Genomic DNA, 6,351 nt, shown 5'->3' on the forward strand with positions numbered 1-6,351 from the left:
GCAATAGAGTATATATTGCGAGGTCTTTTTTTATTTAATAGGATTCTAATAATCAAATCATTTTCATATATTTAAAATAGATGGGGGGTGATTGAGTGAATATAAAATTCAATATTAAAGGGGTAATACTTGGGGTAGTATTAGTATTTTTTATTATAGGGGGATTTCTATTCTTACCTAAAATGTTTATAGAGGATTCGACACCGGTGGATTATACTATGATTCAAAGAGATGCTATACCAGAAAAGATATTAAATATTATGGATAAGTATACAAATGAAGAGAGAGCATTAGCTGTTAAATTAGATAATAAAATATATGTAATAGTAACTAGATCACAGGAAAAAGATAAAGGTATAGAAATAGACAAGATAAGTATTGTTAAAGAAGAGGACAAGAATACGATGAAAGTTGAAATAACTTATAAAGACAAGGAGGATTCATATCCTTTTGTAGTGGCTGAAACAAATTTAACAGAACTTCCAGATAAGATAGAGTTAGATTCTTCTGATGATGCTAAATAAAAAGATTTTCACATATAAGTATGGGATTCTAAGGTTACATAATAAAAAATGAATATAAATAGAGTTAAATATTAATTGGTAAGTGATTATATATAAAGTTATAGTTGCTTATCAATTAATATTTTTTGAATTTTATTTTAAAATAATAATTTAAAAAGTTAAAATGCTTATTATTTAATAATAAGTAGGGAAAAATAAATCTCAAATACAATTTTGAGGTGAACAAATGTTAAATATAGATAAATATAAAGTAAATGAAGAAAATTTAAAGTTCAAATGTTCATTAGATGATGTAGACTTTAAAACAACAGAAGATATAGAGCCTTTAGGAGGAATAATAGGTCAAGAGCGAGCTGTAACGTCTATAGAGTTCGGCTTAAAAATGAAACATAAGGGATACAATATATATATAGCTGGAGTAAGTGGGATAGGTAGAACTAATTATGCAAAATCTCTTATAAAGAAAAACATAAAGTGTAATGAAAATTTAAAAGACTGGATATATGTTAACAATTTTAAAAATAATAATGAACCTGTATCTTTATCTTTTAAAGCTGGAATAGGTAAGGAGTTTAAGAATGATATTGATGATATTATAGAAAAGTTAAAAGTTGAGATACCCAAGATATTTAATTCTAAAGAATATGAAAACCATAATAGGCTTTTGATGACAGAGTTAGAAAATAATATACATAGTATAATTGAAGAATTAAATGAATTTGCTAAACCTAAAGGTTTTAAATTTCAGATTACAGAAAGAGGTTTGTTAAGTGTACCTATAAAAGAAGATGGTAAACTAATGGAAGAATCTGAATTAGGTAACCTTACACCATCTGAAATAAGAGAGTTAAGAGAACGAGGATTGAAGTTAAATCAAGAAAGTAAGGAATATATAGATAAGATAAAGTCCTGTGAAGATATATACAAGAATAAAAATAATGAATTAGATAGAAATGTAGGAAGAAGTTTAGTTGGATTTTATGGCCAATATTTATTAACTAAGTATGGAGAAGATGAAAAGGTAAATAAATATATAAATGCTTTATGCAATGATATTGTAAATAATATTTCTAAATTTAAAAAAGAACCAGAGGATGATAAAAAAGATGCAATGGCATTATTAGGAATTATGCCTAATAAAAGAGATGATAAATTCTTAAATAGATATAGAGTTAACTTATTTATAGATAATAGTGAGTGTAAAGAATGTAAGATTATAGTTGAAAGTAATCCTACGTATTACAACTTAACCGGTTCTATAGAGTATAAAAATGAGATGGGATCATTGACAACTAGTTTTATGGAAATAAAACCTGGAGCGATTCATAAAGCTAATGGTGGTTTTTTAATTATTAATGTAAGAGATTTATTATCTAATCCTTTCTCGTGGGAGTGCTTAAAGAGAACATTAAAAACAGAAAAAATAAATATAGAATCTTTGAATAAGCAGTATGGATATTTGGTTACATCAACTTTGAAACCAGAGCCAATAGATTTAGATTTAAAAGTTATTTTAATTGGAGATAGCTACTATTACAATCTGCTTTATGCTTATGAAGATGATTTTAGAAATTTATTTAAGATAATGGCTGACTTTGATATAGAAGTAGATAGGAATAAAGATAATATTTACAAAACAGTTCAACTTATTTCAAATAAATGTAAAGAATCAAACTTAAAACATTTCGATAAATCTGCAGTAGAAAGATTGATAGAGTATAGCACGAGAATAAGTGATGATAAAGAGAAGCTTAGTGCTAGGTTTAATAAGATAGTAGATATAATATATGAATCAGATGCTGTTACAGATGATTGTGAACTATATGTAACAAGGAAAGATGTAGATAAAGCAATAAGACAAAAGATATACAGAAATAATAAGTATGAAGAAAAATTAAATGAAATGTTTAAGGATGGAACGTTATTAATCGACCTAGATGGAGAAAAAGTAGGACAAATAAATGGATTAGCTGTTATAGGAACGGGAGAGTATTCTTTTGGAAAACCATCAAAAATAACTGCATCTACTTATAGAGGAAGAAGAGGAATTATAAATATTGAAAGAGAAATAAAAAAAAGTGGAAGTATTCATGACAAAGGTGTATTAATTTTAAGTGGCTACTTAGGAAGTAGATATGGTAAGGAAAAGCCGCTATCAATATCTACATCTATAACATTTGAACAAAACTATAATGGAATAGATGGCGATAGTGCATCTAGTACAGAATTGTATGCGATAATATCTAGTATTGCAGATATACCAATAAAACAATATATAGCGGTTACAGGTTCTGTAAGTCAAAAAGGTGAAATTCAGCCAATAGGAGGAGTTAATGAAAAAATAGAAGGTTTCTTTGATGTTTGTAAGATAAAAGGATTTACAGGTAATCAAGGTGTAATGATACCAATACAAAATGTAAGAAATTTAATGTTAAAAGATGAGGTTATAGAAGCGGTTAAAGAAGGAACTTTTAATATATATGCAATATCAAATATAGACGAAGGTTTAGAAATTCTTACAGGTAAAAGTAAAGAAGAAATTGATTTGGCTGTAAATGGAGTATTAGATAAATACAGAAAACTAGATAAAGAAGATGATGAAGAAAAAGATAAGAAGGAAAAAAAAGATAAATAAGAAAATAATTTTAAAAATAGATTAAAGGTAAGGATAACAATAACAATAAAGCTGTAGTGACTTAAAGAGAATAAAATCTACAGCTTTATTATTTTTGAAAGTTTTATTGAAAATCATTTATTGGGAATTATAGTTTTAGATTCAGTAACAATAAAATTCAATTGAGCATCATGAGGTTCCTTTGGCACCTCATCAAAGATTTGTAAGTCAAAAGCAATTCCTATAGTTTTAGCATCTGGTCTTAAATTTTCTAAAAATCTATCATAAAAACCTCCGCCATACCCTAATCGGTAACAATTAGTATCATAAGCAACAGCGGGAACTATTACGACATCTATGTCTTTTATGTCTATAGGATGGGAGCACTCAAGTTTTGGTTCTCTTATATTATAAGCTCCAATTTTGATACCATTTTTAAGGTCTGTAATTTGAGTAGGTATTAATTTTTTTTCTTCTTTTAAAGTTATAGGAGAAGCTACAGTTTTTCTTAAAGAAATTAACTTATTAATTAAATCATCTGTTTGGACTTCATTATTAAAATCTAGATAAAGCATAATAGTTTTTGCTTTTTTTATACAGTCCATTTGTAATACCTTATCTACTATTATAGAAGAATTTTTAGAAATGAATTCTGGGCTTTGTTTTTTTCTTTCGGATATGACCTTTTTTCTAAATTCTCTTTTCATTAAAATCTACCCCTTTATATTATGGTATAATATGTATATGCAATTTTAAATTGTATACCTATTATAAATTTTAGTATATGCATAAGCCCTAGGCAACAGAATTGATAAAGGGGTAATAAAAAGAATAGCTAATCATATAATATATAGTAGATTATTTAAAGGAGATGCATTAAATGATATCTAAAAAAAAGGCCATTATAGGTTCAATAGTTTTAGTAGTAGTTACAGCTATGGTTACATCAACATTGCAAATCGCAATTGGAAATAAGGTTGTAATACCTAAAGACTTATATGAAAGTTATAAGAAGTATAATAAGTTAATTGGGTTAGAGCAAATAGTAAATGATGATTTTTACAAAGAAGTTTCAGAAGACGATTTAGTACAAGGGTCTATAAAAGGAATGTTCTCAGGTTTGGGAGATATATATTCTCAGTACTATACTAAAGAAGAATTTGAGCTATTAAAAGAACAAACAAGTGGATCATTTGTAGGAATAGGTGTTTATATTAGCCCTACATCAGATGATGATTATATAACAATAATTGCACCAATAGAAGGGTCTCCAGCAGAAAAGAGTGGTATAAAAGCTGGAGATAAGATTATAAAGGTGGATGATCAAAATGTATATGCAAATGATTCAGATAAAGCAATAAGTATGATAAAAGGAAAAGCTGGTACAGAAGTTAAACTTACTCTTAAAAGAGGAGAGGAAGAACTTGAGCTAAAAGTAAAGAGAGAAGAAATAATATCTAAGAGTGTTGATGCTAAAGTTTTAGAAGATGGAATAGGCTATATAAAAATAACATCATTCAATGAAAATACATATAAAGAGTTTACAGATGCGCTAAATAATTTGAAGAAAGAAAATATAAAAGGATTAGCTTTAGATTTAAGAAATAATCCTGGTGGATTATTAGACATCTGTAGTGAAATTGCTGATGAGTTAATTGGAGAAGGAACAATAGTATATACTAAGGATAATAAAGGTGATAAAGAATATTTAAAGTCTGACACAAATAAATTAGGTTTACCAATAGCAGTTTTAGTTAATGAGGGAAGTGCATCTGCATCGGAAATACTTACAGCTGCAATAGTAGATAATAATGAAGGTATAGCAGTAGGAACTACTACTTTTGGTAAAGGTTTAGTTCAAAGTGTTAGAGAATTAAAAGATGGAACTGGGTATAAATTGACTACAGCACAATACTTTACCCCTAATGGAGATTACATAAATGGAAAAGGTATAGAACCTAAAATTGTAGAAAAAGATGAGAATAGACAACTAGATGTAGCTGTTAATTGGATAAAAGAACAAATTAAGTAACATGTAATAAAGGATGGCACTATTTATATAAATTTAAATTGTTGCCATCTTTTTATAATTAAAAATATTACTTGAATATATTTTCATAAAACTATACATAATCAAAATATAAGGTATATGTATTTTCTATTTTAATAAAGTATTATACAATAATATATAATTAAATGAAATTATAAATCAAAATTTAAAAGTAACATTTTATACTATTTTGATAAAGAAATAAAAAAAAGTGGATCTTTTTAACAAAATTTGTATTTAAATAAAGGTAAAATAGAAAGTATATAGAATTAATTAAATAAATAGTGATATTAATGGGATGTGAGTTTATGAAAGAGAGTATGGAAAAAGTTATTGATCTTGAAGAATATAAAAATAAAAAGAAAAAAATAGAAGTTGATAGAGTTGAACTTTTGAAACTTATAAAACAAATAGTAATGACAAAATAGAGAGCAAATAGCTCTCTACTTTATTTTAAGATGATATTAAAAGGGCTAAGACATTCTAAGTCCACCTATATAGTCTTTGAATTCAGAAAAATCATTTTCATCTTCTAATTCGATAACCTCAGAGCCTTCTGTATCAAAGTTTTTCAAGTATATTGTGTGACTATTTTCGGTAGAATCATAATAGATGCATCTATATCCATCTTCATATAAATCTTTTAGTTGATTAAATTTAGCCATATTATTCATCTCCTTAAAATGCTTATATATATTTTTACAAAAATATAAGATAAGTATTCAAAGAATAGAATTTGCAAATAAATTACATATAAAACAATTTAGATAAAAGATTTTTAAAATTAAAATAAAAAATATAAAAAAAGTGTTGACTATAAAAAATAAGCGTGGTATAGTATTACTTGTCCTTAAGAATAGGATAAAACAAGAAAACGACAAAAAAAGTCTTGACTAAGAAAGAAAAACTTGGTAAGATAAATAAGTCGAAAAAATGAACTTTGAAAATTAAACAGTAGGTTAATTTATATAACTAATTCTTTATAAGAATTATTCGAAACAACCAAACAAAGCCAGATATATAACAGTATCTGAGCCCATCAACTTTTATTTGAGAGTTTGATCCTGGCTCAGGATGAACGCTGGCGGCGTGCCTAACACATGCAAGTCGAGCGATTTACTTCGGTAAAGAGCGGCGGACGGGTGAGTAACGCGTGGGTAACC

General features: G+C 26.8%; 5 protein-coding genes and 1 rRNA gene. 4 read left to right on the top strand and 2 right to left on the bottom strand.

Annotation, left to right across the window (positions count from 1 at the left end; all coding sequences use genetic code 11):
* Window positions 1-95: 95 nt before the first annotated feature.
* On the top strand, window positions 96-524 hold the full coding sequence (locus H8923_RS14975) for a hypothetical protein (protein ID WP_187127970.1): 429 nt from the start codon (window positions 96-98) through the stop codon (window positions 522-524).
* A 226-nt stretch (window positions 525-750) separates the two neighbouring features.
* Window positions 751-3,159 (top strand): Lon protease family protein, encoded by a 2,409-nt coding sequence (locus H8923_RS14980; protein ID WP_153972739.1) that lies wholly within the window; start codon window positions 751-753, stop codon window positions 3,157-3,159.
* Window positions 3,160-3,272: 113 nt separating this feature from the next.
* Here the strand turns inward: H8923_RS14980 and H8923_RS14985 are convergent, their stop codons facing one another.
* Window positions 3,273-3,845 (bottom strand): 5-formyltetrahydrofolate cyclo-ligase, encoded by a 573-nt coding sequence (locus tag H8923_RS14985; protein WP_153972740.1) that lies wholly within the window; start codon window positions 3,843-3,845, stop codon window positions 3,273-3,275.
* Window positions 3,846-4,018: 173 nt separating this feature from the next.
* On the opposite strand from H8923_RS14985, the gene H8923_RS14990 reads away from it, so the two are divergent.
* Window positions 4,019-5,170 carry a S41 family peptidase gene (locus tag H8923_RS14990; RefSeq protein WP_153972741.1) on the top strand — a complete coding sequence of 384 codons (1,152 nt, stop codon included), beginning with the start codon at window positions 4,019-4,021 and terminating at the stop codon, window positions 5,168-5,170.
* A 491-nt stretch (window positions 5,171-5,661) separates the two neighbouring features.
* Here the strand turns inward: H8923_RS14990 and H8923_RS14995 are convergent, their stop codons facing one another.
* Entirely contained in the window at window positions 5,662-5,853 is a 192-nt protein-coding gene (locus H8923_RS14995) for a hypothetical protein (RefSeq protein ID WP_153972742.1), read from the bottom strand.
* A 381-nt stretch (window positions 5,854-6,234) separates the two neighbouring features.
* Here H8923_RS14995 and H8923_RS15000 point away from each other — a divergent pair.
* A 16S ribosomal RNA gene (locus tag H8923_RS15000) occupies window positions 6,235-6,351 on the top strand; the annotation flags it as partial.

This window comes from Romboutsia faecis (assembly GCF_014323405.1).
Classification (GTDB): Bacteria; Bacillota; Clostridia; order Peptostreptococcales; family Peptostreptococcaceae; genus Romboutsia_E; species Romboutsia_E faecis.